General features: G+C 53.5%; 26 protein-coding genes. 21 read left to right on the top strand and 5 right to left on the bottom strand.

The genetic code is table 11. The features are described from left to right. Window positions 1-38: 38 nt before the first annotated feature. A complete protein-coding gene (locus tag Q4579_RS08385; protein WP_303563192.1) occupies window positions 39-2,585 on the bottom strand; it encodes a penicillin-binding protein 1A in 2,547 nt (848 codons plus the stop codon). A 143-nt stretch (window positions 2,586-2,728) separates the two neighbouring features. Between Q4579_RS08385 and pilM the strand changes: the two genes are divergently transcribed. From pilM to Q4579_RS08340, 9 genes are all read left to right on the top strand, one after another. Then, entirely contained in the window at window positions 2,729-3,679 is a 951-nt protein-coding gene (gene pilM, locus Q4579_RS08380) for a type IV pilus biogenesis protein PilM (protein ID WP_303563190.1), read from the top strand. Further along, window positions 3,679-4,236 carry a PilN domain-containing protein gene (locus Q4579_RS08375; protein WP_303563188.1) on the top strand — a complete coding sequence of 186 codons (558 nt, stop codon included), beginning with the start codon at window positions 3,679-3,681 and terminating at the stop codon, window positions 4,234-4,236. Before pilM ends, Q4579_RS08375 begins: the two co-directional genes overlap by 1 nt. Further along, window positions 4,229-4,864 carry a type 4a pilus biogenesis protein PilO gene (locus Q4579_RS08370; RefSeq protein ID WP_303563187.1) on the top strand — a complete coding sequence of 212 codons (636 nt, stop codon included), beginning with the start codon at window positions 4,229-4,231 and terminating at the stop codon, window positions 4,862-4,864. Before Q4579_RS08375 ends, Q4579_RS08370 begins: the two co-directional genes overlap by 8 nt. Further along, window positions 4,855-5,286, top strand: a complete 432-nt coding sequence (locus tag Q4579_RS08365) for a hypothetical protein (protein ID WP_303563186.1) — start codon at window positions 4,855-4,857, stop codon at window positions 5,284-5,286. The genes Q4579_RS08370 and Q4579_RS08365 overlap by 10 nt, the downstream gene beginning before the upstream one ends. Window positions 5,287-5,312: 26 nt before the next feature. Beyond that, window positions 5,313-6,650 carry a type IV pilus secretin PilQ gene (locus Q4579_RS08360; protein WP_303563185.1) on the top strand — a complete coding sequence of 446 codons (1,338 nt, stop codon included), beginning with the start codon at window positions 5,313-5,315 and terminating at the stop codon, window positions 6,648-6,650. A 206-nt stretch (window positions 6,651-6,856) separates the two neighbouring features. After that, complete coding sequence (gene aroK / locus Q4579_RS08355) at window positions 6,857-7,375, top strand: shikimate kinase AroK (protein ID WP_211646453.1); 519 nt, start codon at window positions 6,857-6,859, stop codon at window positions 7,373-7,375. Between the two features lie 20 nt (window positions 7,376-7,395). Next, window positions 7,396-8,469: a 3-dehydroquinate synthase gene (gene aroB, locus Q4579_RS08350; RefSeq protein ID WP_303563184.1), complete on the top strand. Its 1,074-nt coding sequence runs from the start codon at window positions 7,396-7,398 to the stop codon at window positions 8,467-8,469. Between the two features lie 15 nt (window positions 8,470-8,484). Continuing rightward, window positions 8,485-10,089 carry an AAA family ATPase gene (locus Q4579_RS08345; protein ID WP_303563183.1) on the top strand — a complete coding sequence of 535 codons (1,605 nt, stop codon included), beginning with the start codon at window positions 8,485-8,487 and terminating at the stop codon, window positions 10,087-10,089. A gap of 134 nt (window positions 10,090-10,223) precedes the next feature. Further along, window positions 10,224-11,051, top strand: a complete 828-nt coding sequence (locus tag Q4579_RS08340) for a Dam family site-specific DNA-(adenine-N6)-methyltransferase (protein ID WP_211646450.1) — start codon at window positions 10,224-10,226, stop codon at window positions 11,049-11,051. Here Q4579_RS08340 and Q4579_RS08335 read toward each other — a convergent pair. After that, window positions 11,029-11,226, bottom strand: coding sequence for a DUF2970 domain-containing protein (locus Q4579_RS08335; protein ID WP_303563181.1), 198 nt, complete (start codon window positions 11,224-11,226; stop codon window positions 11,029-11,031). The genes Q4579_RS08340 and Q4579_RS08335 overlap by 23 nt on opposite strands. A 361-nt stretch (window positions 11,227-11,587) precedes the next feature. Between Q4579_RS08335 and rpe the strand changes: the two genes are divergently transcribed. The 9 genes from rpe to Q4579_RS08290 all read left to right on the top strand — a co-directional run bounded on the left by rpe (window position 11,588) and on the right by Q4579_RS08290 (window position 22,378). Further along, on the top strand, window positions 11,588-12,265 hold the full coding sequence (gene rpe / locus Q4579_RS08330) for a ribulose-phosphate 3-epimerase (RefSeq protein WP_303563180.1): 678 nt from the start codon (window positions 11,588-11,590) through the stop codon (window positions 12,263-12,265). A 2-nt stretch (window positions 12,266-12,267) separates the two neighbouring features. Beyond that, window positions 12,268-12,945: a phosphoglycolate phosphatase gene (locus Q4579_RS08325; RefSeq protein ID WP_303563372.1), complete on the top strand. Its 678-nt coding sequence runs from the start codon at window positions 12,268-12,270 to the stop codon at window positions 12,943-12,945. Window positions 12,946-13,034: 89 nt separating this feature from the next. Further along, window positions 13,035-14,039: a tryptophan--tRNA ligase gene (gene trpS, locus Q4579_RS08320; RefSeq protein WP_303563178.1), complete on the top strand. Its 1,005-nt coding sequence runs from the start codon at window positions 13,035-13,037 to the stop codon at window positions 14,037-14,039. Window positions 14,040-14,275: 236 nt separating this feature from the next. Further along, a complete protein-coding gene (locus Q4579_RS08315) occupies window positions 14,276-16,624 on the top strand; it encodes an ExeM/NucH family extracellular endonuclease (RefSeq protein ID WP_303563176.1) in 2,349 nt (782 codons plus the stop codon). 108 nt (window positions 16,625-16,732) lie between these two features. Continuing rightward, window positions 16,733-17,323: an aminodeoxychorismate/anthranilate synthase component II gene (locus Q4579_RS08310; protein WP_303563175.1), complete on the top strand. Its 591-nt coding sequence runs from the start codon at window positions 16,733-16,735 to the stop codon at window positions 17,321-17,323. A gap of 378 nt (window positions 17,324-17,701) precedes the next feature. After that, window positions 17,702-18,919, top strand: a complete 1,218-nt coding sequence (locus tag Q4579_RS08305; protein ID WP_211646444.1) for an aspartate aminotransferase family protein — start codon at window positions 17,702-17,704, stop codon at window positions 18,917-18,919. A 139-nt stretch (window positions 18,920-19,058) separates the two neighbouring features. Next, window positions 19,059-20,075 carry an arginine N-succinyltransferase gene (gene astA, locus Q4579_RS08300; RefSeq protein WP_211646443.1) on the top strand — a complete coding sequence of 339 codons (1,017 nt, stop codon included), beginning with the start codon at window positions 19,059-19,061 and terminating at the stop codon, window positions 20,073-20,075. Window positions 20,076-20,092: 17 nt separating this feature from the next. Continuing rightward, window positions 20,093-21,550, top strand: a complete 1,458-nt coding sequence (gene astD, locus Q4579_RS08295; protein WP_211646442.1) for a succinylglutamate-semialdehyde dehydrogenase — start codon at window positions 20,093-20,095, stop codon at window positions 21,548-21,550. A 33-nt stretch (window positions 21,551-21,583) separates the two neighbouring features. Then, window positions 21,584-22,378 carry a DUF1338 domain-containing protein gene (locus Q4579_RS08290; RefSeq protein WP_303563172.1) on the top strand — a complete coding sequence of 265 codons (795 nt, stop codon included), beginning with the start codon at window positions 21,584-21,586 and terminating at the stop codon, window positions 22,376-22,378. A 79-nt stretch (window positions 22,379-22,457) separates the two neighbouring features. On the opposite strand, the gene Q4579_RS08285 is transcribed toward Q4579_RS08290, so the two are convergent. Both Q4579_RS08285 and crp read right to left on the bottom strand, forming a co-directional pair. Further along, window positions 22,458-22,667 (bottom strand): hypothetical protein, encoded by a 210-nt coding sequence (locus tag Q4579_RS08285; RefSeq protein ID WP_303563170.1) that lies wholly within the window; start codon window positions 22,665-22,667, stop codon window positions 22,458-22,460. Between the two features lie 207 nt (window positions 22,668-22,874). Continuing rightward, the gene (gene crp, locus Q4579_RS08280; RefSeq protein ID WP_027250650.1) at window positions 22,875-23,507 is read right to left on the bottom strand and encodes a cAMP-activated global transcriptional regulator CRP; all 633 of its coding nucleotides are present in this window, start codon (window positions 23,505-23,507) and stop codon (window positions 22,875-22,877) included. A 274-nt stretch (window positions 23,508-23,781) separates the two neighbouring features. Between crp and Q4579_RS08275 the strand changes: the two genes are divergently transcribed. The 3 genes from Q4579_RS08275 to Q4579_RS08265 all read left to right on the top strand — a co-directional run bounded on the left by Q4579_RS08275 (window position 23,782) and on the right by Q4579_RS08265 (window position 25,435). Further along, the gene (locus Q4579_RS08275; protein ID WP_211646439.1) at window positions 23,782-24,186 is read left to right on the top strand and encodes an OsmC family protein; all 405 of its coding nucleotides are present in this window, start codon (window positions 23,782-23,784) and stop codon (window positions 24,184-24,186) included. A gap of 32 nt (window positions 24,187-24,218) precedes the next feature. Further along, the gene (locus Q4579_RS08270; protein ID WP_303563168.1) at window positions 24,219-24,440 is read left to right on the top strand and encodes a YheU family protein; all 222 of its coding nucleotides are present in this window, start codon (window positions 24,219-24,221) and stop codon (window positions 24,438-24,440) included. Between the two features lie 125 nt (window positions 24,441-24,565). Continuing rightward, a complete protein-coding gene (locus tag Q4579_RS08265) occupies window positions 24,566-25,435 on the top strand; it encodes a phosphoribulokinase (RefSeq protein WP_211646437.1) in 870 nt (289 codons plus the stop codon). Between the two features lie 59 nt (window positions 25,436-25,494). Here the strand turns inward: Q4579_RS08265 and Q4579_RS08260 are convergent, their stop codons facing one another. After that, window positions 25,495-26,472 (bottom strand): hydrolase, encoded by a 978-nt coding sequence (locus tag Q4579_RS08260; protein WP_303563167.1) that lies wholly within the window; start codon window positions 26,470-26,472, stop codon window positions 25,495-25,497. Window positions 26,473-26,574: the final 102 nt, after the last annotated feature.

Below are 26,574 nucleotides of genomic sequence, written 5' to 3'. Positions count from 1 at the left end.
CCCAGAGGCGCGCTTTTGGTTTCAGTCAGTCACAGAGATCAGAACAATTCATCAGAACTGTCTTTTTCGAAGATACCGCTGTCGCCACCTTCACCGACATAGTCTTTCGGCTCAGTGCCCTGAATGAAGTATTCAAACATGGAGGTGTAGTCCGTTTGTCGGGTTAGCTTGCCGGTATCGCGGTCAATGCGAACCTGAACGATGTGCGGCGGAAGCTGTTTACGTTGCTCGGGAATGTCTTCCAGTGCTTTACCCATGAACCCAATCCATGCCGGTTGTGCCGTTTTTGCACCGGCTTCAGCGCCGGCAGTCTGGTCGCTATCAAGGTTCGGGTTGCGGCTGGTGCGGCCCAGTTCACGGCTGTGATCATCAAAACCGACCCAGGCAGTGGCCACAATGCCCGGTCCGAAACCTGTATACCAGGCATCTTTGGAGTCATTGGTTGTTCCGGTTTTGCCGCCCACGTCCCGGCGTTTTAATGCCTGTCCGCGCCAGCCCGTACCATTCCATCCGGTATCATGACGCCAGTCGCCGCCGCCCCAGATGTTGCTTTCCAGCATTTCACGAACCAGAAATGCGTTCTGTTCAGAAATCACCTGAGGTGCGACACGAATTTGCTGCAATTCGCTGGCATCGGCACTGCCTGTCGGGCCCAGTTCTTCCTCGCTGATGGCGATATCATGCATCACCGCGCGGCTTGCGACGACATGATTGCCCGCCAATTGCTCCTGACGCTGGCAATCGTCGTTACAGACCACATTCGGATGGGCCTGATACACCAGGTTACCGTAGGCATCTTCGACGCGTTCAATGAAATAGGGCTCGACAAAATAACCGCCATTGGCGAAGACTGAGAATCCCTGAACCATTTCCAGTGGTGTCAGGCTGCCAGCACCCAGTGCAATGGCTTCTGCGCGTGGCAGATCCTTCCGCTTAAAGCCAAAGCGGGTCAGATAGCTGATGGAGTCATCCAGTCCGACATCCTGCAGCACACGGACTGCCATGACATTCTTCGACTGAGCAAGACCCCGGCGCAGACGGGTCCAGCCGTCGTAAACTGGTGGTGAGTTTTTCGGGCGCCAGGCCGTGCCCATGCTGTGGTCGCGGCTGTCGATCGGCGCATCGTTCACCAGCGTGGCCAGCGTCATGCCAGAATCCAGACCCGCAGAATAGATGAATGGCTTGATGCTGGAACCCACCTGACGAATCGACTGTGTGGCACGGTTGAACTTGCTGTGGACGAAGTTAAACCCGCCCACCATGGCCTGAACGGCACCGTTATAGGGGGAGATGGCCACAAAGGCGGTATTCGCATCCGGGACCTGACTCAACACCCATTGCTCACCCTGATGCTGTACCCAGATCTGCTGACCGGGCTCAAGAATGTCTGTGGCCTTTTTCGGAGCCGCGCCCTGGCTGGAATCGGTGATAAAGCGGCGTGCCCACTTCATGCCGTCCCAGTTCAGTATCTGGTGCTGGCCGTCTTTGAGGAGGACTTCTGCTGTCTCGGCGTTCACCTGAAGCACGACGGCCGGATCCAGTTCACCATATGTTGGCTGTTTAGCCAGATGATCCAGAATTTTCTCTTCTTCCCAAGCGCTTTGCTCTGGCATCCAGAGTGTGGCGACAGCACCGCGGAAACCATGGCGCTGATCGTATTCCATCAAATTCTGAATGGCGGCCTGCTGTGCAGCGCGCTGCAGCTTCGGATGAACTGTGGTGTAGACCTTCATGCCAGAGGTGTATGCATCTTCACCATAGCGATCCACCATCCACGCACGGGCGCGTTCGGCAAAGTAAGGTGCATTGAGTTCAATTTCCGCACTGTGGTAGCGGGCAACAATCGGCTCGGCTTTGGCCTGTTCAAACTCGGCGCGGGTAATGTATTTCTCATCCAGCATCCGGCTCAGTACCACATTGCGACGCGTGGTCGCCCGATCCAGCGAATAAATCGGGTTCATGGTGGAAGGCGCTTTCGGCAGACCGGCAATCACCGCAATTTCACTTAAGGTCAACTGACTGATTTCTTTGCCGAAATAAACCTGAGCCGCAGCACCGACGCCGTAGGCACGGTAGCCGAGATAGATTTTGTTCAGATACAGCTCAAGGATTTCATCTTTGGTCAGCAGTTGCTCGATGTGCACTGCGATGAAAATCTCTTTGATTTTACGCATCAGCTTTTTCTCATTGCTGAGGAAAAAGTTTCGCGCAAGCTGCTGAGTAATGGTACTGGCGCCCTGCTTGGCACTGCCGGATGTGGCAACGACAAAAGCGGCCCGGGTAATGCCGATCGGGTCAATGCCCGGATGGTCATAGAAGCGGCTGTCTTCTGTGGCAATAATGGCGTGAACCAGCTGCGGAGGGATTTCATCCAGCGTCAGTGGGATACGTCGTTTTTCACCGAATTGGGAAATCAACGCACCATCGGCACTGTACACCTGCATGGGGGTCTGTAATTCAACATTTTTCAGCGTTGCTACGTCAGGGAGATCTGGCTTCAGGTACAGATAGAAACCAAAAATCGTACTGACTCCAAGAATGATGCAAATAATTGCAAAGATAAATAATCGCTTTATGAACTTCACTTGAGAATTCCCGTTACACCTTCGTTCGGCCAACCGCGCTATTTCAGTCAGTAGTATAAAGATAACTCAAAAAAATTTAACGCCGCCAAAGGTGTTTATTCGAATAATTTTGCCTTGTCGCTAACAGGGGAGCATACCACGCTATGTTGCACAAACCAGTCTGGACCGGAATCGATATTGATCACCATAGTGTAAAGGCGGTCGTGCTGAAGCAAAATAAAACGCAATTGATACTGTCTGCGTATGCAGAAGTCCCATTTTTTCCCGAAAACGAAACTGGACCGTCGTCCGCCGGCAGGCCCGTTGAGGATAGCGTTTACGGGGATGCCTTGTTGTCAGCCTTGCGTCAATTACGGACCTTGCTTCCAAAGCGAACCGGGCGTTGTGTTTTATCTATGTCGGATCAGGATGTCATCCAGCGGGAAATCACGGTTGAATCACACTGGGAGGAAGATTTAACGGGTCTTCTGATACAGGAGCTGGCTCGCGCGCTGGCCCTCGACCCAGAGGTTTTGTCGCTCGACTATTATCTTTTGTCCGGCGCAGAAGGAGAGGAACAGGACATGCGCTATCGGGTCTTTGCCGCCAGAAAGGTACGTGTTGAAACGATTTCCGGTCAGGCTAAAGCCGCAGGGTTTCACCCGACGGTGATGGAGTTGCAGGGCCGGGCATTACTCTGGTTGCTGAAATATCTGGCGGAGTCGCGGGCAGTGCCTGCCACGAAGCATCCGGCGTTGGTTTATCTGCATGAGCGGGGTTGGGAACTGGTGGCCAATCACCGTCACCCGGAACCATTCCATCGCCATGTTGCTGAGGGAGCAACGTCTGAAACGATCTTCCGGAATCTGCCCCATCATTTGGCGGCTGCTGGTGAAGACGGGCAGACTGAGTGTTCGCCCCTCTGGTTTGCCGGGCCGGGTCAGATCGCTGAGACATTGTCCGAGTCTGTCTCACCTGGTGGTCGCTCCGTTTCTCGTCTGACTCCGGCTCAGTTGTTTCCGTTTCAGTCTCCGGCGACCTTAGTGCAACTGCCGGAAGATGGACGCTGGTGCAGAGCTGCTGCCCTGGCGATCCGGGGGGCACTGGCATGTTGATGGCTGTCAATTTACTGCCCTGGCGGGCGATGCAGCAACGGGCGCACCGTCGCCGCTTTTACGGATGGGCCGGATGCGGCGTTGGAATGGCTTTTCTGATCTTGTGGGTGCTCTGGCTTGTGATGACCCGTCAGTATCAGGTTCAGCAGTCCAGTCATCAGAAGCTTGTACAGCAGTTGCAGGTTCTGGCACCTCAACTGGCACAGGTGGCCACGCTTGAGCAGGACATGGCGATGTATCACGACCGTCTGGAGCAGTTTTCTCAGTGGCATCATGACCGGTTTCCGTTGATCACCTTGCTGAATCAATTGCCGGTTTTACTCCCCGCGTCCGTTTATCTGGAGCGCCTGACGCTGACGTCGGGGCAGATCAAACTGGTGGCTCAGACGTCGGATGCAGCGGCAATCACACAATTTCTGTCACAGAGTGAAGCTGTGTACGGTCCTGGTTTGCTCCGGTTAAATTCGGTCGAGCGTCCGGGAGCTTTGGCGGGCGGGCAGCGCTTTTATTTGTCGATGGATTTACCGCCAACAGGACACGGGGTGGCTGATGAATGACTGGCGTGATCTGACGTTGGAAACTTTAGCGGACAGGCCCGCTCGTGATCAGCTGTGCTTTTGTCTGATCCTGAGTTTGGTGGTGCTGGGCTGTGGCGCTTACTGGTTGCTGATCCCACTGCGTGAGCAAACGCAGCAACTGGTGCTGACTGAAGCCGCGTCCACGGTGCAACTGAGCCAGGCTGTTGTCAGGGTGAATCAATTGCCGGGATTACAGGCACAGGCTGGCGCACTGGAAGCGCAATTCCAGCAGCAACTGAGACGCTTGCCGGACGAGGCCGGAATGGTCGGTGTGCTGAACCTGCTGCAACAACAGGCCCCTCAGATGGGTGTGCAATTGCAACACCTTCAGTGGGAGGCTATTGAAGCGCGGGACTGGTATCGCATTCAGCCACTGCAATTTGAATTCAGCGGCACCTATGACGCGCTGGGGCGTTTTTTGGCGACACTGGCGGCGCAGTCTTGGATCTTTGCTGTCCATTCATTGTCATTGCAAGCGGGTGATGGGGTGCATGGCCCGCTGATCCTGAAAGGTCGTGCGATCTTATACCGGGATGCGTCATCCACTCGGCATGTGGCGCAAACGGAGCCTCAGTCGGGTATTCAGGAGCCGTTCCCATGGCTATGAGGATCTGTGCGCTTTGCGTTCTTCTGGTCAGTTACTGGGCCTCAGCCTCTGTTTTCGTTCTGGCCGAAGCGCCGGTCTTCGAAGCTCACCCCGAACGCCGGATGTTTGGGGGGCCGGGGATTGCCGAATCTGATCAGGCCAGCGTCTGCGTGAAACCTGACGGGGAGAGCGGATACCGGATGCTGGGGAGCCTGCAGGATGAATCAGGCCGCTGGGCATTGGTACTGCACCGTTCGGGGCAATTGATGCGGGTGACCGCTGGGGATGCCTTAGACCCAAAGCGCCGGGTCATTGAAGTTACCCCTAAGCAAACGGTTGTTGAATGGCAGGAGCCCGCCGGCTGCGCAACACAACACCGCGAGACACTCCTGTTGCAAGACACGCTGTCTGTCTCCCGCGTTTTCACCCAGCCACCGTTGTAAATCCAATTTCAGGAACATCACTCATCATGCCTATCTATTGTATTTTGCTCGCCTTGATCTGGGGCGGCGGACTGATGCCGCTCTCTGCTGTTGCTGCGTCAGCGACGGCCGACTCAGCACATCAAAAACGGATCTCACTGAACTTTCAGGATGTGCCTGTCCGGCAACTGTTGCAGGTCATGGCGGATTACCAGCAGACCAACCTGATTGTGTCGGACGCCGTTCAGGGGAGTATCACGCTGCATTTAAAAGAAGTGGCCTGGGCACAGGCGATGGATCATATCTTACGCCTGAAGGGGCTGGCTTATGTCCGGCAGGAAAATGTCATGTTAGTGGCAACACCAGATGAGCTGGCGCATTATGCGATGGAAACACCGGAGCATCGGCTGACCGACAGCAATTCGTCCGCGCTGAATACGCGTGTGATACCTATCCGGTATGCGAAAGCAACAGAACTGGCCGATTTGCTGGCAGGCAAAGCGGGCCAGCCAAGCCTGCTGACTGCCTCGGGTGCGCTGCATGTCGATGACCGAACCAATGCATTGATTGTGAAAGATCAGGTGGAAAATCTGGAGAGTTTGCAGGGCATTATCACGGCGCTGGATCAGCCGGTCAGGCAGGTGCAAATAGAGGCCCGGATTGTCAGTATGAACGAAAGAGATATGTCTGATCTGGGTGTTCGCTGGGCCATGTCCGAGATACAGGGCGACCTCACGATCGGAGGCTCGATTGAGGCCAATCTTGCCACACTCAATCCGGAGGCGGGCTCCCCTGAGCTTCATGAACTGCTGAATGTGAATCTCGGCGCTCAGGCAGGTGCAGCCCGAATCGCTTTTCAGGTTGCAAAACTGGGGGATCAGTTGCTGGATCTGGAACTGTCCGCCTTACAGGCGGAAGACAAAGCCGAAATTATTTCCAGCCCCCGCCTGGTGACGACCAATAAGAAAATGGCCTATATTGAACAGGGCACAGAAATTCCGTATCTGGAAGCGGCTTCCAGCGGCGCGACTTCGGTGTCCTTTAAAAAAGCCGTGCTCAGCCTGATGGTGACCCCGCAAATCACGCCGGATGACAAACTGGTGCTGGATCTGGAAGTGACCCAGAACAAGCCGGGTGAGTCGGTGAATACCGGCACGGGGGAGGCGGTTGCCATCGATACACAACGGATCGGCACTCAGGTACTGGTAGAGAATGGAGAAACCATCGTGCTGGGCGGAATTTTTCAGCATCAGTTCAGTCAGTCGGTCCGCAAGGTCCCCTTGCTGGGGGATTTACCCTTGATCGGTACCTTGTTCCGGCAGACGATGGAGCGGGATGCACGGCGAGAGCTATTAATTTTTGTCACGCCAAAAATCCTGCGATAGCGAGGTGATACGCAGCCCACAGCGCTATCTGTTGCCAGAGATCACCCTCTTGACGGCGACTGGCTATTGCCAAACAGCTGTCAGTCCTGAGATAATTTTCGGTCTTATCACGAATGAAATGTGAGGAAGTTGGCGCCTCGGGCTTGTAAATCAAAAGCCTGTGGGCTTTTTTGTCTATTTTTTAACCGCGCGTATATTTGCTAAACATGGCTGAAAAACGAAATATTTTCTTGGTAGGCCCAATGGGAGCCGGTAAAAGCACCATTGGCAGACACCTAGCACAGCAGTTACATATGGAGTTTCTGGACTCAGATTCTGTGATCGAAGATCGAACCGGTGCTGATATCAGCTGGGTCTTCGATGTGGAAGGCGAGGACGGGTTCCGTGCCCGTGAAGAAGCGGTCATTGACGATCTCACGCAGGAGCAGGGTATTGTGCTGGCGACCGGGGGTGGCTCGGTGAAAAGCAAAGAGAGCCGGAACCGTCTTTCTGCCCGCGGTATTGTGGTGTATCTGGAAACCACCATTGAGAAGCAACTGGCACGCACACAGCGTGACAAGAAGCGCCCGCTGTTGCAGACAGATAATCCCCGCGAAGTGCTTGAAGCGCTTGCGCAGGAGCGTAATCCATTGTATGAAGAAGTGGCGGATTACGTCGTACGGACCGATGACCAGAGTGCAAAGGTCGTCGCCAATCAAATCATTAAAATGCTGGAAGAGCGTTAACTACGGAGACACAGCGAGCCATGGAGCGGATTACAGTTAATCTGGGTGAAAGAAGTTACAACATTTCAATTGGCACCGGATTACTGTCGAATCCGGACTATTTCTCCTCTGTGGCTGGTCGCCAGGTTGTGATCATCAGCAACGACACCGTTGCACCGCTTTATGCTGAGACACTGCAGGCCACGCTTCGCCCGTTGGCGAAAGATGTGGCCCTGCTGAATCTGCCAGACGGCGAACAGTACAAGAACCTCGATACCTTCAATCAAATCATGACCTTTCTGCTCGAAGGCAGTTATGGCCGTGATGTCGTGCTCGTTGCTTTGGGCGGCGGTGTTATTGGCGATGTGGTGGGTTTTGCCGCGTCCTGTTTTCAGCGGGGCGTCGACTTCATTCAGGTCCCGACCACGCTGCTGGCACAAGTTGATTCCTCTGTCGGCGGTAAGACTGCCGTGAATCATCCACTGGGCAAGAACATGATCGGGGCTTTTTATCAGCCTAAGGCCGTGGTGATCGACACCGATTGTCTGAAAAGCCTGCCTGCACGTGAATTTGCAGCCGGGATGGCCGAAGTGATCAAATATGGCGTGATTGTCGATCTGGATTTCTTTGAGTGGCTTGAAAAAAACATGGCGCAGCTGCGTGCACTGGAACCGCAAGCTCTGAGTCAGGCGATTGCCCGATGCTGCCAAATTAAGGCCGATGTGGTCGCGGCTGACGAGAAAGAGTCAGGTGTACGCGCGCTGCTGAATCTGGGTCACACTTTTGGTCATGCGATTGAAGCTGAGATGGGGTATGGTAATTGGCTTCACGGTGAAGCTGTTGCAGCCGGTACTGTTCAGGCTGCACAAACAGCCTGTTTGCTGGGACTGCTGACACCGGAGCAAGCGGCACATATTCGCCAATTGCTGGTGGCTGCGGACTTACCGGTTCAGGCACCGGAAACCATGACCTTTGACCATTATATCAAGCACATGATGCGGGATAAGAAAGTGTTGTCGGGCAAACTCAGACTGGTACTGCCAACCGGAATCGGTAGTGCTGAAGTGGTTGCTGATGTACCGCATGACCTCCTGCGTCAGGTGATCGAACCCTGATGTTGTAATTATTGCATGACGATAGCCGCTTCTTTGACGTCTCTGGATCTGGACAGCCAGATCCATCTCCTCTCCCGGGTACAGTTTCTGACCCGTTTTGGCTCCCATTTGATCCAAATCAGCGGCGATGAAGGGGCCGGTAAAACCTGGCTGGCCCAACGATATCTTGAACAATGGGCCGATGCCGATGGCAGCCAGGCCCGACAAGCGCTGCTGATGTGCCATCCGGCACAGCAAGATAATCAGCATCGCTCTATCTTGCTCAATCAGCTGATCCCCAATGCCGTGTTTAACGACACCGATCCCTTACAACAATCGCTGGAGCGGTTACTGGAAGGGAAGCCGGTTGAGCTATTGCTGGTGATCGATGACGCTCAGATGCTGAGTCCGGCGTTAATCGGGGAGCTCTGGGCATTGGTCACCAAGGCACAGTCGGCTGCAGACTGGCAGGTCAATGTACTACTCTTTAGTCAGACTGGTCGGTTAACCAAAGCATTACGTCAGGTTTCCCATGGGCAGGGGCAGGCGCCACTGGAGCTGGAAATTCCCCCGTTGTCCGAACCGGAAGTTCAGACATTTCTTGAGCTGGTGCTTTCCAGTCATTCTCTGGATGCCAATCAGCGACGGACACTTAAATCGCAGGCTGAACAGGTTCCCCCGACACCGGGTGCTCTGACTGCACTCAATCGCACGGAGGTCGAAAATATGGCTTCATCCTCGTCACGCACGTTTTCTCCCTTATCACTGCTGGCTGTTTTGCTGGCGCTGGTGATTGCTGGGGTCGTATTCTGGTATTTTCCCTCCGGGCAGGACGCTGCGCAGCAACGCGAGCCGGAGACGAATGAACCGGCACCAGTCGCCATGGATGAGGCGCTGGCCGAATCTGAGACGCAACTGCCGGAAGTCACAGCAGACACGACCCTTGTGGTGGATGAGGGGGCTCCTTCAGTCTTGGATACGTCCGAGACTGAAGTGTCAGAAGGTCTGCCGCAGGATACCGAGAGCGCAGACACCTTGCCGCCGCCGGTAGAATTTGAAGGGCTGACGGTTGGCCGATCCGGCGATACCGGTAAGCGGGTTGTGGTGCCGTCTGATCTCGTCGATGCCATGATCACCGAACAGGAAACCGGAGGCTCCGGTGAACAGGCGGTGGCAGGTAGTGCAGCGCTGAATGCCGCCATTCAGGAGGTAACAAATGCGCCGCCGGAAGTACAAGCTGAATCCGACACCGCGCCGGAAGTGACGGAAAACCCTGCGCCTGCACAAACGCAGGCGGAGACTGAACCTGTTGTACCTTTTGCCGCGTTGCAGGCTGCGATGCAGGCAGATAAAGAAACGCTGAAAGCGGTGAACAGCCGCCATTATGCGCTGCAACTTGCTGCCATGCATTCTCTGGAAGCGACCCGCAGTTTCCTGACTGAATACGGCATTCAGGAGATCGCCCAGGTGTATCAGACGCAACGTCAGGGTGTACGCTGGTACATTGTTGTCACCGGCGATTTTGCCACGGTGGCAGCAGCACGTCAGGCACAGTCGCAATTGCCGGATAAAGTGCAGGCTGTCCAGCCCTGGGTGAAGTCTTATACGCAGATTCATCGTGAAATCGACCGGCCACAGTAATCCGGACTGAATCCGCAGCAGGAATTCCACAGACAAGGGCGATAAATGCGCTCTAGCAGTAGGGGTCAGGTGAGAAATAGGTTACAATCCGCCACCTTTGCAAAAACAGTCGCTATGGGTGGTAGGTTAACCAAATGAAAAAGCAGCGTGCCTTTCTGAAATGGGCCGGAGGTAAGTTCTCTCTGGTCGAAGATATCAGACGACATCTGCCCCCTGCGCGTAAACTGGTTGAACCTTTTGTCGGAGCGGGTTCCGTGTTTCTCAACACGGATTATGAAGATTATCTGCTGGCCGATATCAACCCGGATCTGATCAATCTGTATAACGTGCTGAAACATGAACCTGAGCGTTACATTCAAGACGCGCAGGCGTTTTTCACGCCGGAATACAATCAAAAAGGCGCTTACCTGGCCATTCGGGAAGCCTTCAATCAGACTCAGGATCCTTATCAGCGTTCGCTGTATTTTCTGTATATGAACCGCCACGGCTTTAACGGCCTGTGCCGTTATAACAAAAAAGGTGGATTCAATGTGCCTTTTGGATCGTATAAGAAACCGTATTTTCCTGAAAAAGAGATGATTTTCTTTTCCGAAAAGGCGAAGAAAGCCACCTTTATCTGCGAAGGCTATCATCAGACATTTTCCCGGGCTCGTAAGGGGAGTGTGGTGTATTGCGATCCGCCGTATGCGCCGCTTTCAACCACAGCGAATTTTACCTCTTACGCCGGGAATGGTTTTAGTCTCGACGATCAGGCCGCGCTGGCAGATGTGGCAGAAAACACGGCAACACAACGCGGGATCCCGGTGCTGATTTCAAATCATGACACCACACTGACCCGGCGTTTATATCACGGGGCGGACTTGTCGGTGGTGAAGGTCAAACGAACCATCAGCCGCAACGGTAGTGGCCGGAATAAAGTCAACGAACTCCTGGCGCTTTTCAGCCCGCCGCCAGCTGACTGATCCCAACCAGAATCATCACAAACACCACGATGAAAACCACCCCTGCCAGAATGAACGGCAGGGCGCTGGGCTGGCTGAAATCCTGTTGCCGGTTCCGATCGGACTGCACACCAAACATGGCAGCAGCCACACTGCGAAAGACATTGTTCTTTTTGCGTGGAGAGGACTTGGTCATGGACTTTTCCCTGTTTGTGAAACCAACGCCTGAACTTCATTTCTTATAGCATAGCCGTCTCTGCGTTTTTATCCCGGACAAAAATCAATGGTGAAAGCGCAACAGAGCCTAATACCAATCGCAGTCAATCACTGGTCATCCTAGCTTGTTCAATTGTTCGATCACTGCGTTAAATTTTTTGATTGTAGAATAACTACTTATCTAAAAAGTTTGCCTTGTTCTCAAACATTTCCCCTGCGCTATTTCTGATCATTGACTGACTTTGATTGGTATAAGACATCCCGGCCCAGATCGGGTAGAATTTTGCCTCATATCCGCCTCGGTGAAGTCCGGGGAAACCAATTGAGTACAGAGGCTGAACATGACGGATTTTCTGATCGCTCCTTCCATTTTGTCTGCTGACTTTGCCCGCCTGGGTGAAGACGTTGAAAAAGTGCTGGCAGCGGGCGCTGATGTGATTCACTTTGACGTGATGGATAACCATTACGTCCCGAATCTCACGTTTGGCGCGCCGATCTGTAAAGCGCTGCGTGATTATGGCATCACTGCTCCGATTGACGTTCACCTGATGGTGAAACCGGTCGACCGGATTATTCCGGATTTTGCCAAAGCGGGGGCCACGATGATCACCATTCATGCCGAAGCGACAGAGCATTTGGATCGCAGCCTGCAGTTGATCAAAGACCACGGCTGTCAGGCCGGTGTGGTCTTTAATCCGGGCACGCCCCTGCATTATCTGGATCATGTGATGGATAAGCTGGACATGATTTTGCTGATGTCGGTGAACCCGGGATTCGGCGGCCAGTCTTTCATTCCGCATACGCTGGAAAAACTGCGCCAGGTACGCGAACGAATTGAAGCGTCCGGCCAGGCGATCCGCCTCGAAATCGACGGTGGGGTCAAGGTCGAAAATATTCGTGAGATCGCAGAAGCCGGTGCCGACATGTTTGTTGCAGGTTCGGCCATTTTCGGTGAACCGGACTATCAAGCTGTGATCGATGAAATGCGTGCCGAGCTGGCGAAGGTGAATCGCGGATGAAAATGAACAACATCAAGCTGATTGCATTCGATCTTGACGGTACGCTGCTCGACAGCGTGCCTGATCTGGCAGATGCCGCAGATAAAACCATGCAGGCACTGGGCCTGCCGGGCGTCACAGAAGCTCAGGTACAAGCCTGGATCGGGAACGGTGCCGAAATTCTGATTGGCCGTGCGCTGAGCCAGAGTATTGATTTAGACCCTGAACTGGACCCGGCTTTGCATCAGCGAGCGCTCGCGATGTTCAACCGCTTTTACCAGGAAGGCGGGCATCAGAAAACGATTTTGTATCCGGGAGTGAAAGAAACGCTGGAAGCACTGCATCAGGCGGGGATGCCGATGGCTATCGTGACGAACAAGCCGTTTCAGTTCGTGCCACATATTCTGGCAGAGTACGGCATCGATCATTATTTTGCCGATGTGATTGGTGGCGATACTTTCCCGAAAAAGAAACCGGATCCCTACGCACTGCACTGGCTGATGGAAAAACATTGCGTGAGTTGCAAAGAGATGTTGATGGTTGGCGACTCCCGGAATGATGTTCTGGCAGCACAGGCAGCCTCATGCTATGTTGTCGGCCTGACTTACGGCTATAACTATGGCCAGCCAATCAGCGACAGCAACCCGGATCGGGTGCTGACTCAGTTCAGCCAACTGCTGGATGTGGTGACTCTGAGCTGAGCCGGTCGAGTCCAATCATTTATTGTCATATCGTTTGTCCGGTGACAGGTGTTACCGGATAAGTTTAGGAAAAACAGGAATATCCCATCATGAGTAAACCCATTGTATTTAGTGGCGTACAGCCTTCCGGTGAGTTAAGTATTGGTAACTACATGGGTGCGCTGCGTCAGTGGGAACAAATGCAGGATGATTATAACTGCCATTACTGTGTGGTTGACCTGCATGCGATTACCGTGCGTCAGGATCCGGCTGCTCTGCGTGAAGCCACGCTGGATGCGCTGGCTCTGTGTCTGGCCGTGGGTGTCAGCCCGGAAAAGAGCACGCTGTTTGTTCAATCTCATGCACCGGAGCATGCGCAGCTGGCGTGGGTTCTGAACTGTTACACTCAGATGGGTGAACTGAACCGGATGACGCAGTTCAAGGACAAATCTCAGCGTCACTCAGAAAACATCAACGCGGGTCTGTTTTCGTATCCGGTACTGATGGCGGCAGACATTTTGCTGTATGGCGCACATCAGGTGCCGGTTGGGAACGATCAGAAACAGCATCTGGAGCTGGCGCGTGACATCGCAATCCGGTTCAATAACTTGTATGGCGATACCTTTATCGTGCCGGAACCTTATATCCCGCCGGTGGGTGCCCGCGTCATGAGCCTGCAGGATCCACTGAAGAAAATGTCCAAGTCGGACGATAACCGTAACAATGTGATTGGTCTGCTGGAAGACCCGAAAGTCATTACCAAGAAGATCAAGCGTGCGGTGACTGACTCTGAAGAGCCACCACGTGTGGTTTTCGACATTGAAAACAAGCCGGGTGTGTCAAACCTGATGGGCATTCTGTCGGGTGTGACGGGCAAGCCTCTGACCGATATTGAAGCGGAATACAGCGACAAAATGTATGGCCATCTGAAAAAAGATACCGCAGAAGCTGTGGTTGCCATGCTGGAGCCGCTGCAGGCCCGTTACCATGAATACCGCAACGATCGCGCACTGCTGGATCAGGTCATGAAGACAGGTGCAGAAAAAGCATCTGCCCGCGCCGCAGAAGTGCTGAAAAAAGTGTACGAAGCCGTTGGTTTTGTGAACCGCCCTTAACGCTCAGCTCACACTCAGCGAACAACTGTAAGCAGAAGGCATTGCCTTCTGCTTTTTTTATGCCCGTCGTGCACAATTTTATGAGGTTTCTTTTTGGAGCAAGATCACCAAAACGAAGCGTTTTAGTGCGTAAGCGACTTATTTGTAACCTTTGTCACATTCATGAGATGTATCTCTGCTAAATAATGCATGACTTTTTAGATATACCTCTCAATAAATGTAAAGGATTGCAGACAATGCTTCGTACCCAACTTTTGCCATTCGTCGCTGCCATGGGCTTTTTGCCTGTGCACGCGCTGGCGGACACCTTTAGCTGTGACGCGCAAACGCTGACCCCAATCTATGACATTCAGGGCGACGGACTGAAAAGCCCGATGATCCCGGAAGGCAAGTACACCAGCGATGAAGCGTATTTCGTTCGTGGTGTCGTGACGGCATCCACCCAGAGCCTGTATCAAGGATTTTTCTTACAGGACGCGGAAGGGGATGAGAATCCTGCAACCTCGGACGGTATTTTTGTTTATACCGGCGGTAAAGTCGCGGCAGATGTCCAGCCGGGCATGACCGTTTGCCTGCAAGCCAAAGTGAAAGAACATTACGATCTGACTCAGCTGGTGGCAGAACAAGGCAAAGTGCAAATTGAATCCTCAGGCGGGGTGCCGTCTCCGGTTGCCATTGAGCTGGAAGACGGAGAGCAGTTGGCCGATGCGATGGAACGCTATGAAGGCATGCGTGTGCGTCTGAACGAGGACAGTGATCTCAAAGTGACCCGTAACTTTGGCTTTGATTACGACTCTTACCGTAACAACATGGTGCTGTCGCACGAAGCGCCGCTGGTCAAACCGACACAGTTGCATGTGGCCGGCAGTGAAGCCGCCAAAGTGCTGGCTGCGGCGAACGACAAAAACCAGCTCTATATTGATACCGATGCCAAAGCTCCGGATGGGGTGATCCCGTATTTCCCGGGGCTGGATGCTGAACAGGGCTATATTCGCGTTGGCGATACAGTCGTGAACCTCGAAGGGGTGATTGGCTACAGTTATGGCGAATATCGCCTGATCCCGACCAATACGGTTTCAGCGGCTGACTTCATTCACACCAGTGACCGGACGGTCGCGCCTCAGGTGGTGCCGGATGCTCAACTGAAAGTCGCAAGTTTTAATGTCCTGAACTTCTTCACCAGTGACAGCGATATCGGCGGTCCGCTGAATGCCAGATGTAAAGATCAGGCCGATGCAGATGCGGCGAAAGGCTGTAACCGCGGGGCGAAAACTGAGGCTGATTTTCAGTTGCAGCGCACGAAGATTGTTAATGCGCTGGCGGCCATGGATGCAGATATCGTGGGCATCATGGAAATGGAAAACAATGGGTTTGCCGAAGACAGCGCGCTGGCAAACCTGGTGTCCACACTCAATGAAGCCTTCAATGATCCGGCGGACCACTACCGCTATATCACCATTGAGCAGGCTGATCTGTATCAGGGCAAATTCCTGGGCACAGACGCCATTACCGTGGCGTTGATTTATCGCCCGGCGAAAGCAGAGCCAGCTCAGGCTGCTCAGGTGATCCGAATGCCCAAGCAGCAACTGACCGGGACTAACCCGCAGGGTGAGTCAAAAGCGCTGGAAGTCTTCCAGCGCGACAGCCTGATGCAGTCTTTTACCGTGAAAGGGATCGACGATGCCAAACCGCTGACGGTGGTGGTGAACCATCTGAAATCAAAAGGCTCAGGTTGCTACGAAGATTGGATCAGCGGTGAGTATGATACCGATCCGGCGGATTTGCAGGGCCACTGTAATGCTTTCCGTGTCTCGGCGGCTATGGTGCTGTCGGATGCGCTGAAACATGTGGATGGCGACTTACTGGTGCTGGGCGATATGAACGCTTACGCCAAAGAAGATCCGATCCGAGTGCTGACAGACTACGCACCAGCAACAGCCTCGCGGAAAATTGTCTCTGCTTCCGGAACCTCCGTGGCCGGGAAAGTCCTGCATGAAACCGGCATTGAGGCCGGACCAGGCCTGGGTCTGGTGAATCTGGCGACTGAGGGTCATGACACACTGGCGTACTCATACAGTTATGACGGAGAGCTGGGCAGTCTGGACCATGCACTTGCCAATGCATCGCTGGCCGGGAAAGTGGCCGGGGTTGAAGAGTGGCACATCAACTCTGTTGAAAGTACGCTGTTTGAATATTCCGATCGTTACAGCGGTGATCTGGCGAAGTCACAGGGGCCTTATTCCGCATCGGACCATGATCCTGTGATTGTCAGCCTGAAATACCCACAGCCGGGGAACGCGGGTTTCCACCTGACCTTCAAAAACAAAAGTCTGCATCCGGTGTATCCGGTATTCAATCGCTGGTACTGGGACAGCACGCAGTTCTGGCTGATGCCGGGGCAGAAACGCCACTACCGTGAAGACAATCGTTTTCTGAATCATGTGGGTATTCATGCGGGCGACTCGGTGAGCCTGAGCTTGCTGGCCTACGGTGTGTTTGAAGTCCCATGTTCTTACACGCCACTGAAACTGAACGGGCGCCTGAAGGCGGTGTATAACGGTGTAAGCTGCCGGATGAAACACTAATATCAGTCGTTTCTGATGAGATAAAGGCAAGCCGGGCGCGATCCTGCTTGCCTTTCTCCCTCTCTGTTGCAAAATAGGGCGCCGTTTCACGCAGGGCAGGGACATTTTATGCTGTTAATCATCGATAACTACGACTCTTTTACCTACAACCTTTACCAGTATTTCTGTGAACTGGGCGAAGAGGTCAAAGTCGTGCGTCATGATGAGATTGATATTGACGGCATCGAAGCCTTGTCGCCGACCCACCTGGTGATTTCGCCTGGCCCCTGTACGCCGGATGATGCCGGGATCTCTCTGGCTGCCATCGAACATTTTGCCGGTCAGTTGCCGATTCTGGGCGTCTGCCTCGGCCATCAGTCGATTGCGCAGGTTTTCGGGGCCAAAGTGGTGCGTGCCCGCCAGGTCATGCATGGTAAAACGTCTCCCGTGATCCACACCAACCGCAGTGTTTTCTCCGGACTGAACAATCCACTTACCGTCACACGGTATCATTCACTGGTGGTCCAGCCGGATACTTTGCCGGATTGTTTCGAAATTACCGCCTGGACGGAACGGGACGGTGAACGCGACGAAATTATGGGAATTGCCCACAAAACCCTGCCGCTGGAAGGGGTCCAGTTTCACCCGGAAAGTATTCTCACTGAGCAGGGCCATCAGTTGCTGGCCAACTTCCTGAAACGCGCTGTATCGACAATCTGAATTTACGCGCAGGCCCTGTCAGATGGGGCCTCGCTAATGTCCGATTAGTTTGTCTAATGCCTGTTTTTGGCGGTTTTGTACTGTCTCACAAGCGCGATCAACGTCACTTTTCTCAACATTAACTGAATTATTTTTATCCGTTACCCGCCGCAAGCTTATGCAGTTGACCAAATCCTGAACAGGGGCATTCATTCCTACAGGGAAAAACACCTTTCCTGAAATTAGTCTTAATAACTTTTCCTTCATCGCGCATAAATATGTAACCGGAGTAGAAAACCATGAAGGTTACAGGACTGTAAAAAACATTTTCTGCTATTGGAATCGGTTAAAATTATGTAAATACTATGCGCAAAGCGATATACACAGAAGGAAAGTATGATGGCGACGGAACAAAAAGTAGGACGTCAAACCTTTGATGAGGTCATGGTGCCTTGTTACTCCCCAATGCAAATCATCCCGGTGAAAGGAAAAGGTGCCCGTGTGTGGGACCAGGATGACCGTGAGTACATCGATTTCGCCGGTGGTATCGCGGTGAGCTGCTTGGGTCATTGCCATCCGGTTATGGTGTCCGCCCTGAAAGATCAGGCAGACAAAATCTGGCACCTGAGTAACGTGATGACCAACGAGCCTGCACTGCGTCTGGCGAAGAAACTCACTGAAGTCTGTTTTGCTGAGAAAGTATTCTTCGCAAACTCTGGCGCAGAAGCCAACGAAGCGGCACTGAAACTGGCCCGTCGTTATGCTGCTGACAAATTTGGCCCGGAAAAAGATGAAATCATCGCCTTTAAACAAGGTTTCCACGGTCGTACTTTCTTTACCGTCACCGTGGGTGGCCAGGCGGCTTATTCCGATGGTTTCGGTCCAAAGCCTCAGGCAGTGACCCATTTGCCGTACAACGATCTGGAAGCGCTGGCAGCGCACATCTCTGATCGCACCTGTGCGGTCATGATGGAGCCTCTGCAGGGTGAAGGCGGGATTGTTTCTCCGACAAAAGAATTCATCCAGGGCGTACGTGAACTGTGTGACAAGCACAATGCACTGCTGGTTTTCGATGAAGTTCAAACGGGTAACGGTCGTACCGGTGAGTTCTACGCATATCAGGGGCTGGGCGTGACGCCGGATATCCTGAGCACCGCGAAATCTCTGGGGGGTGGTTTCCCGATTGGTGCCATGCTGACAACGACTGAGCTGGCACAGCACCTGAAGATCGGCACGCATGGCTCAACTTACGGTGGTAACCCGCTGGCCTGTGCCGTTGCAGAAGCCGTGGTCGACGAAGTGGCAAAACCTGAAGTGCTGGCTGGCGTGAAAGAGCGTGAGCAGTGGTTCCGTGAAGGCATTGAGAAAATCAATGCACAGTACCCGATTTTTGCAGAAGTGCGCGGTAAAGGCCTGCTGCTGGGTGCGGCACTGAACGAAGCCTGGCAGGGCCGTGCGCGTGATGTACTGCTGGCTGCGGGCGAAGAAGGTCTGATGGTCCTGGTTGCCGGCGCAAACGTCGTTCGTTTCACACCGTCGCTGGTGATTGAAAAATCGGATGTCGAAGAAGGCATGGCGCGTCTGGAGCGTGCAATCGCCAAGCTGTACAACCAATAAAAACAATGAGGGGCCGGTCGGATGCTGGTCCCGTCTTGACTGCCCCGGGCCTGTTCCCGGGGTCGTTGTTAGAAGAGCAAGAAAACTAGATATTCAGAGTTAGCAACCTGTGTTGCTACCTGCATCAGGAGGGAGTTCGATGCTGGTTATACGTCCGATTCAAAAAGCTGATTTACCTGCACTGATGACGTGCGCCGAAGAATCAGGCCACGGCTTTACATCACTGCCCGTGAATGAAGAGATCCTGAGTAACCGGATCGCTCATTCCGTTGACAGCTTTCATAAAGACGTCACTGTACCTGGCCCGGAAGGCTACCTCATGGTGGCGGAAGACACAGAGACAGGTGAAATTGCTGGAACCACAGCCCTGGAAGCGGCCGTTGGTCTGGACAATCCTTTCTATACGTATCACCTCAGCACGCTGGTCCATAATTCACATCATCTGGATGTGCATAAAGTGCTGAAGGTCCTGACATTTGGTAATGATTACACGGGTGTGAGTGAGCTGTGCACCTTGTTCCTGCGCCCGCAATGGCGTCAGGGCCTCAATGGGCGTTTACTGTCCAAGTGCCGTTTCCTCATGCTGGCAGAACATCGCCACCGTTTCGCAGACACTGTGATCGCTGAAATGCGGGGTGTCTCTGACGACAACGGCAATTCACCGTTCTGGGAGTGGCTCAAAGAGCACTTCTTCTCGATTGAGTTTACAGAAGCCGACTATCTGACCGGGATTGGCCGCAAAGAATTTATTGCCGATCTGATGCCAAAGCTGCCGATCTACGTCAACCTGCTGAGCAAAGAAGCGCAGGCGGTGATCGGTCAGGTCCACGACAACACCCGCCCGGCGCTGAAGCTGCTGGAAGCGGAAGGTTTTGTCAATCGTGGCTATGTGGATCTCTTTGACGCTGGCCCAACGGTTGAATGTGATGTTCGCCATATTGAATCTGTGCGGGCGTCGAAGCGCTGCACGGTTGAAATTGGTGAGCATCACAGCTCTCATGATTACATCATCAGCAATACCCGCTTTGCCGATTTCCGTGCGACGGTTGGCAAAGCCGCGTTGGATGGTGAGCGAAATCTGGCCATCATTTCTCCGGAAATGGCTCAGGTATTAGAAGTGAAAAACGGGGATCAGGTTCGCCTGATTGCCCAATAACTAGGGTGGAATACAAGATGACACAATGGATTGCAGGTAACTGGCAAGCTGGTCAGGGTGATGCGATGCAATCGCTCAACCCATTCAGTGGTGAAGTGATCTGGGAAGGCAAAAGCGCGACCGCCGAGCAGGTGGAGCAGGCCGTTGCCAGCGCCCGGGAAGCACTGATCAACTGGCGTAAAACCAGTCTGGCGGAGCGTCAGGCAGTTGTGGAGCGTTTTGCTGCCCTGGTGAAAGACAACAGCGAACATATTGCCCGCACGATCGCAGAAGAAACCGGGAAGCCTTTGTGGGAAACCCGGACTGAAGCGGGTGCCATGGTTGGTAAAATTGCGATTTCTCTGCGTGCTTACAACGAGCGTACCGGTGAGCGCGAAAAAGATGTGTCGGGCACCAAAGCGGTGCTGCGTCACCGTCCACTGGGTGTCATGGCGGTTTTCGGCCCTTACAACTTCCCGGGTCACCTGCCCAATGGCCATATTGTTCCGGCTTTGCTGGCGGGCAATACCGTGGTCTTCAAGCCTTCGGATCTAACGCCGAAAGTGGCAGAAGAAACCATCAAACTCTGGGAGCAGGCTGGTCTGCCTGCGGGCGTGATTAACCTGGTTCAGGGCGCTCGTGCGACTGGTGAAGCGCTGGCTCAGTCGAACGGCATTGATGGCCTGCTGTTTACCGGCAGTGCCAATACAGGTCACATCCTGCACCGTCAGTTTGCCGGTCAGCCGGGCAAGATGCTGGCGCTGGAGATGGGCGGTAACAACCCGATGGTGATCTCAAAAGATTACGGCGATCTGAAAGCGACAGTTTACACCATCATTCAGTCTGCCTTTATCAGTGCCGGTCAGCGTTGTACCTGCGCCCGTCGTCTGTACGTGCCTGAAGGCGCGGAAGGGGATGCGCTGATTGCCGCGCTGGTTGAAGCTGCCAAAGCCATTCATGTGGATGGCCCGTTTGCAGAACCACAGCCATTTATGGGCCCGCAGATTTCTGTGGTGGCCGCAGACAACATCATCGCAGCGCAGACGCGTCTGACGGAGATGGGCGGTGTGTCACTGCTGAAAGCGGAACGGGGTCAGGGTGCGATCGTGACACCGGGTATCATCGAAGTCAGCCAGATTGCAGAACTGCCGGATGAAGAGTACTTCGGTCCGCTGTTGCAGGTAGCGCGCTATACGGATCTGACTCAGGCGGTTGAGATGGCAAACAACACCCGCTACGGCTTGTCTGCCGGTCTGGTCTCGAACGATGACAGCGAGTGGCAGTATTTCATCGATCATATCCGCGCCGGTGTTGTGAACCGCAACCGTCAGCTGACGGGTGCCAGCGGTGATGCACCGTTTGGTGGCCCGGGGGCATCTGGTAACTTGCGTCCAAGTGCTTACTACGCGGCAGACTACTGCGCGTATCCGATGGCTTCTATGGAAGGAGAGGCAACCGAATTGCCTGCTCAGCTGTCTCCGGGAATCCAGCTATAATTTGCAAACCCGTATTTTCGAAGGAACCGCATCATGGAAAGAGTGGAAAAATTGTTTGATGCCCTGTGGCAGGACTTCACAAACCGTCTTTGCCCGTCGGCTGCACAGGTACATGATCTGTTGACAGAGGATGATCCGCTGCTCAACGATCATATCGCTCTGCGGACGTTTAATCTGCCGGGTGTGAGTCTGGATGTGCTGGCTGCACCTTTCATTGCGATTGGTTACAAGCCGTGTGGGACTTACCATTTCGAAAAGAAAAAGCTGTACGCTGAACATTTTGAGCATCCGAATCCGGCTGCACCGAAAGTGTTTATCAGTGAGCTGCTGGTGGGTCAGTGCTCTGCGGATCTGCAAAATACCGTGCGCAGTCTGGTGAAGCAAATTCCTCAGGGTGCGATGGATAACGGCAGCTTTCTCTACGGCGGTCGCTTGTGGGAGCTGGATTTTGCAACCTACGAGAAACTGGCGGAAGAGAGCGAGTACGCTGGCTGGGTTGCAGCACACGGTTATGGTGCCAACCATTTCACCGTGAGTGTGAATCAGCTGGAGCAGTTTACCGAAGTCTCTGCAGTGAACAGCCTGCTGCGCCACAATGGCTTCAGCATCAACACCTCTGGTGGTGAAGTGAAAGGAAACCCGGAAGTCATGTTGGAGCAGTCCTCGACCATGGCTGATCGAGTTGATGTTGCCTTTACGGACGGTGTCCGCACGATTCCGGGTGGCTTCTACGAGTTTGCCAAGCGTTATCCGCAGGCAGACGGAGAACTTTACCCTGGCTTTGTGGAAGCCTCGGCAGACAAGATCTTCGAAAGTACGAACATGTAACGGACTCTTGAAAAAGAAAACGTAATCAGCGGCCCCAGGGCCGCTGTTTTTTTAGCTGCGACAGAACAGAAACGGATGTTCAGTGCTGGCGATCCAGAGGCAGCATCCAATCATCTTCTCGTGCTGAAAGATCGGTCGGGCACACATCTGCCTCTTGCTCTAGCAGTTGGCGGGGCGATTGAAAGCCGGTCATTTCTACGGAAGAAGCAAGGAAGCGGCCCATGGTGATCACTGGGCGGGGAGGCAGTTGGCTGTGCTGTGCATTCGGGGCAAAACGTTCGATATCCATCTCGTCGCATCCACATCGGTCTGATATGCCAAATGTAGCAAGGGAGGAGAGGAAGGCAACCGGAATAATGTGATACGCCTAGAGAATCCGGATGCAACGCGAAGAGAGCCTCTGGCGTATAGCTTTCGGAAACAAAAAAAGCCGCCATGGCGGCTTTTTGAGTACTCACACTGATTGCATCATTTCAGGGGCTGCAGCCCCATTGGTTCAGCGAGTCCCGTAAACAACGATGGTTTTACCGTGGGCAGAAATCAGGTTCTGCTCTTCCAGCATCTTCAGGATGCGGCCAACGGTTTCGCGGGAACAGCCAACAATCTGACCGATTTCCTGACGGGTGATTTTGATTTGCATACCGTCCGGGTGAGTCATCGCATCTGGCTGTTTTGCCAGATTCAGCAGCGTCTGAGCGATACGGCCTGTGACGTCCAGGAAAGCCAGGTCGCCAACTTTCTGGCTGGTGACTTGCAGACGACGTGCCATCTGCGCAGAAAGACGCATCAGGATATCCGGGTTGACCTGAATCAGCTGACGGAATTTTTTGAAGGAAATTTCTGCTACTTCACAAGGGGTTTTCGCACGAACCCAGGCAGTACGCTCCTGGCCTTCTTCAAACAGGCCCAGTTCACCGATGAAGTCGCCCTGATTCAGGTAGGACAGGATCATTTCCTTGCCTTCTTCATCCTTGATCAGAACGGCCACGGAGCCTTTTACGATGTAGTAGAGGGTCTCTGCTTTCTCGCCAGCATGGATCAGTGTACTCTTTGAAGGGTACTTATGAATGTGGCAGTGAGAAAGGAACCACTCCAAAGTTGGATCTGTTTGCGGTTTACCTGGAACCATATTACTTACTTCCTCTGCAGTGTGTTGCCCAACGGCGTCATTCCTTGAATTGGGGTTGGGTAGAACAATACGATTGTTTGCCAACTAGCATATTCAGTCAACGGCTGGGCTGCAAGCGCATGTGAACATTCAGACCATGAGTTTAACTTTTTTCGTCACGCTTTGCTTGATATTGCGCGGGGATAAATGAACATTTTGGACACTTTACTGTGCACATGATCACACCGTTGTGACTTAGTGATTAAATCCGGTTTTTTGATGTAAGGAGTATTGCATGCAATCACGTGTTAAATGGGTAGAAGGTTTGACTTTCATTGGGCAGTCAAACTCAGGTCACAGTGTGGTGATGGACGGGAACGGCGGCAGCACCGCACCCAGTCCAATGGAACTGGTCCTGATGGCTGCAGGCGGCTGCAGCTCTGTCGATGTGGTCGACGGCCTGAAAACTGCCGGACAGGCGATTACGGCCTGTGAAGCGCAGATCAGTTCAGTTCGCCGCGAGCAGGCGCCGCGTTATTTCACATCTGCAAACCTGCACTTTGTGGTCACGGGTCATGATCTGGACGAAGCGGCCGTGGCGAAAGCTGTGGGAGAGTCGCTGGAAAAATACTGCTCTGTCTGCCTGATGCTGGGCAAAGGCGTGGCATTGACCCATTCTTATGAAATTGTTGCGGCTTAAATGCCGCGAACGGTGAATATCAGGTAAGTTGTATGATCATTCCCTGGCAAGAGATCGACCCGGACACCCTGACCAATCTGATTGAACATTTTGTGCTGCGGGAAGGGACGGATTACGGCGTGCGTGAGCTGAGTCTTGAGCAGAAAGTGAACCGGGTCCGGCAGCAACTGGCGTGTGGCGAGGCAGTCATTATGTACTCTGAATTACACGAAACCGTGGATATCAAGCTGCGTCGGACACTGCATTCAGAATAAATGTGTGAAACTGAAACCGGCGTCAGAAAACGGAAGCTGACGCCGGAAGACAGGCCCTTGAAACTTGACGGCTTTCAATTGCCCTGTTAATAACTGTTCCGTTTGGATAAACGACAAGGTATGTCATGTCTGCAAAACACCCGATTATTGCAGTAACAGGTTCTTCCGGTGCAGGGACGTCCACCACTTCTGAAGCCTTTCGCAAGATGTTCAATATGCTGAACATTCATGCGGCCTGGCTGGAAGGGGATAGTTTCCATCGTTTTACCCGCCCGGAAATGGATGTGGAAATCCGCAAAGCGAAAGAGCAGGGTCGCCATATCAGTTACTTTGGCGGTCAGGCGAATGATTTTGCGTTACTGGAAAACTTTTTCCGTCAGTATGGTGAAGATGGCAGCGGCAAATTCCGCCGCTATCTGCACACCTTTGATGAGGCCGTTCCCTACAATCAGATGCCGGGGACATTCACGCCCTGGCAGGATTTGCCGGAAAACACAGATCTGCTGTTTTACGAAGGACTCCACGGTGGGGTCGTCGATGGGGATGTGAATGTCGCCCAGCATGTGGATCTGCTGATTGGCATGGTGCCCATTGTTAACCTGGAATGGATCCAGAAGATTGTGCGGGATACGCGCGATCGGGGCCACTCCAGAGAAGCGGTGATGGAATCAATTGTCCGGTCGATGGACGATTACCTGAACTACATTACCCCGCAGTTCTCCCGTACCCATATTAACTTTCAGCGTGTACCGACGGTGGATACCTCGAACCCGGTCAGTGCGAAAGCCATTCCCAGCCTGGATGAGAGCTTTGTGGTGATCCGCTTTCGCGGCATCAAGAATGTGGACTTCCCCTATCTGCTGGCGATGATTCAGGGCTCATTTATGTCCCGTCATAATACGCTAGTGGTGCCGGGCGGTAAGATGAGCTTCGCGATGGAGCTGATTATGCGGCCGCTGATCCAGCAACTGATTGATACCGGGAAAATTGGTTAAATTATTGCGATTCGATCCCGCTGCTCTGAAAACGCCTGAGTCTGTGCTCAGGCGTTTTTTTATGCACAGGGATTGAGCCGGGTCTGAAACCAGGCCGGGACCGTGTGATCCAGCCAGAACGCAGGGGCTCGCCAACTGCCACTGATAAAGCCGACATGGCCGCCGTATTGAGTCAGATGATAGTCGATATGTGCTGGTAAGGGCGCTGTCGGGATCACGGCCTTGGTCATGAAGGGATCATCCGCTGCATGGATAATCCGCAGGGGCGTTTCCACCCACGCCAGTTTGCCCAGTCCGCTGCAGCGCTGGTAATAATCGGCTGCATTGGAAAAGCCGTGAAGCGGGGCGGTGACGGTATCATCAAACTGCCTCAGAGAGCGAATCCCGCTGATTTGGGCGGGCTGAAAGGGCAGCGTATCAGGCAGTGCGGCGATTTTCTTCAGCATGTTTCTTTTCATTGAACCCAGCAGATAGCGCTGATACACCCGTGAAAAACCCTGTTCGATCCGGGCTGAACAGGCGGCGAGATCCAACGGGGGCGAAATGACCTGCGCGGCAGTGAGTTCGGATTGTGCACCGGTTTCAGCCAGATAGTTCACCAGCATGTTCCCGCCCAGAGAGACACCGACGGCCAGCAAGGGATGGCCGGGAAATCGCTCACGCACATGGCGGATAAAGAAAGCCGCATCACTGGTTTCCCCCGAATGATAACTGCGGGCCTGACGGTTGATTTCACCGCTGCACCCCCGGAAGTGCATGATCACGCCCAGCCAGCCCTGTGCTTTTGCAGCAAAGAGCAAGCTGTGGGCATAAGGGCTGTGTAAGCTGCCTTCCAGGCCATGGAACAGAATCAACACGGGTTGCCCGCTGGGGTGACGGGCCGGATCAGCAGTCCAGGCCAGATCAAGAAAATCATCATCCGGCGTCATCAGCCGTTCTGTGACCGGGCGGAACAGGATCTTCCGTCGCATGATGCGGGGCAGAATTGTCTGGAGGTGGGCATTACGCAGACCGGCTGCAGGCTCAAAAAGATTCATCTGGTTCTCCAACATCAGAGCGGGAAGTCCGGAAACGGATCCTGTGCCAGCAGTTCAGCTAGCAAGCTCAGGCCCTGTTCAAGTGTATCATGGCTTTGCGGG

Origin of the sequence: Photobacterium sp. 1_MG-2023 (assembly GCF_030547945.1) — a bacterium.
Taxonomy (GTDB): domain Bacteria; phylum Pseudomonadota; class Gammaproteobacteria; order Enterobacterales; family Vibrionaceae; genus Photobacterium.
The sequence above is the reverse complement of the archived record's forward strand: the minus strand, read 5'-3'. Positions and strand labels throughout refer to the sequence as shown.